The sequence below is a fragment of the Solimonas soli DSM 21787 genome, assembly GCF_000474945.1.
Classification (GTDB): domain Bacteria; phylum Pseudomonadota; class Gammaproteobacteria; order Nevskiales; family Nevskiaceae; genus Solimonas; species Solimonas soli.
In genome coordinates this window covers 1-1,282 of sequence record NZ_AXDW01000040.1, presented here as the reverse complement: position 1 = coordinate 1,282, position 1,282 = coordinate 1, and the positions used below count along the sequence as shown (strand labels likewise).

General features: G+C 60.8%; 2 protein-coding genes. Both read right to left on the bottom strand.

Features of this window, described 5'->3' with window-relative positions:
* The coding region (locus K344_RS24455) for a hypothetical protein (protein ID WP_211234538.1) at nucleotides 1-279 on the bottom strand (279 nt) is incomplete at its 3' end.
* 21 nt (nucleotides 280-300) lie between these two features.
* A complete protein-coding gene (locus tag K344_RS0112040; RefSeq protein WP_157622900.1) occupies nucleotides 301-789 on the bottom strand; it encodes a hypothetical protein in 489 nt (162 codons plus the stop codon).
* Nucleotides 790-1,282 lie beyond the last annotated feature (493 nt).

Below are 1,282 nucleotides of genomic sequence, written 5' to 3'. Positions count from 1 at the left end.
TCGCGGCACGCGGCGGCGCTGCTCCGCGACGGCGACGTGGTGCTGATCGTGCAGGCGATCGGCGGCGGCTGAGGCCGGGCGCCGTTCATGCGCGGACCCTATATCAAACCCTGCCTCTGTAGAGCTAACGGAGGTCGAGGGCGCTGCACACAGCTTTAAATGCAGAAGGTATGTCGCATCAAAATTCTGAACCTGCATTTCTGCCGCGATAAATGGATATAAGCGGGTAACTTCCTGAATTGTCAGCCGGCCATCAGCGAATCCTGCTGTCGACGACACGGCCTTCTGCCTTGATTTGCTTCAGCGAGAAGGGATGAAAATCGGGATAGGCGCGCTCTGCGAGACACCGGCCTTGATCGAAAACTCCGACACCGGCACCTCTGGCTCAGCCGTCACGTCATACATCCGGAACACAATGCTGATGCCGCGAAGGTTCCCTTTGATTTGATAAGTCCGGCCCGGTGAAAAGTTGAGATCGACGTAGTCCTGTGCGGACTGCAGATTGTTGTAGCCTCTGATGCCCAGCCTATGTTGGCCTGGCGCAAAGCAGAATTTACCGGTATGGACCCCGTCGGTTGGTAGTCCATCGATCTCACGAATAGAGACGTGCGCCTCACCACTACTGAAGAATTTGAAGAAATTCGCGACATCACCTTCGACGCAGGCATTGTCGGCGGCCTTCGTGTTTTTGAAGCTGGGCTCGGACGCGCACGCGCCCAGGACAACGGACGCCATGAGGTAGAAAAATTTTCGCATCTGGTGATAGTACCGAAGGAACCCTGCGGACACATCGGCTCCCTGCGGTGGACCATCCGGTCGCCTGGTACCACTTCTTCCGGCACGACACCGATCCTCGCCGCGCCCGTCGGAGCCAACCGCTCCGCACACTGCAGATCGCGACAAACCCGCAAGCTTTCGTGAGAACCCTGTGTCGCCCTCGGAAGTCGAAGGTCTCGAACGCGGTTTGCGCTGGCGAAGGCAACTCATGCGAAGGGCAACATGCTGCCGCACGCCTATCCGTACCACATCGCCACGGCGGGCCGGGAGCGCTGCCACCGCTACCGGGCCAGAAGCCAGCTTCCTACGGGGCGACGCACACACGGGACCTTGCGCCATTGAACTGCGCGGCCCCAGCGGCGACCATGTTGGTCCCAGCGTCGTCGCGCACGCAGTAATCGCCCCAAAAACCCATGCAGCTGACCGTCAACGGCGAACCCCGCCGCCTCGCCACGTCCCTCAGCATCGAAGCCCTGCTCGCCGAGCTGCAGCTGGCCGGGCGGCG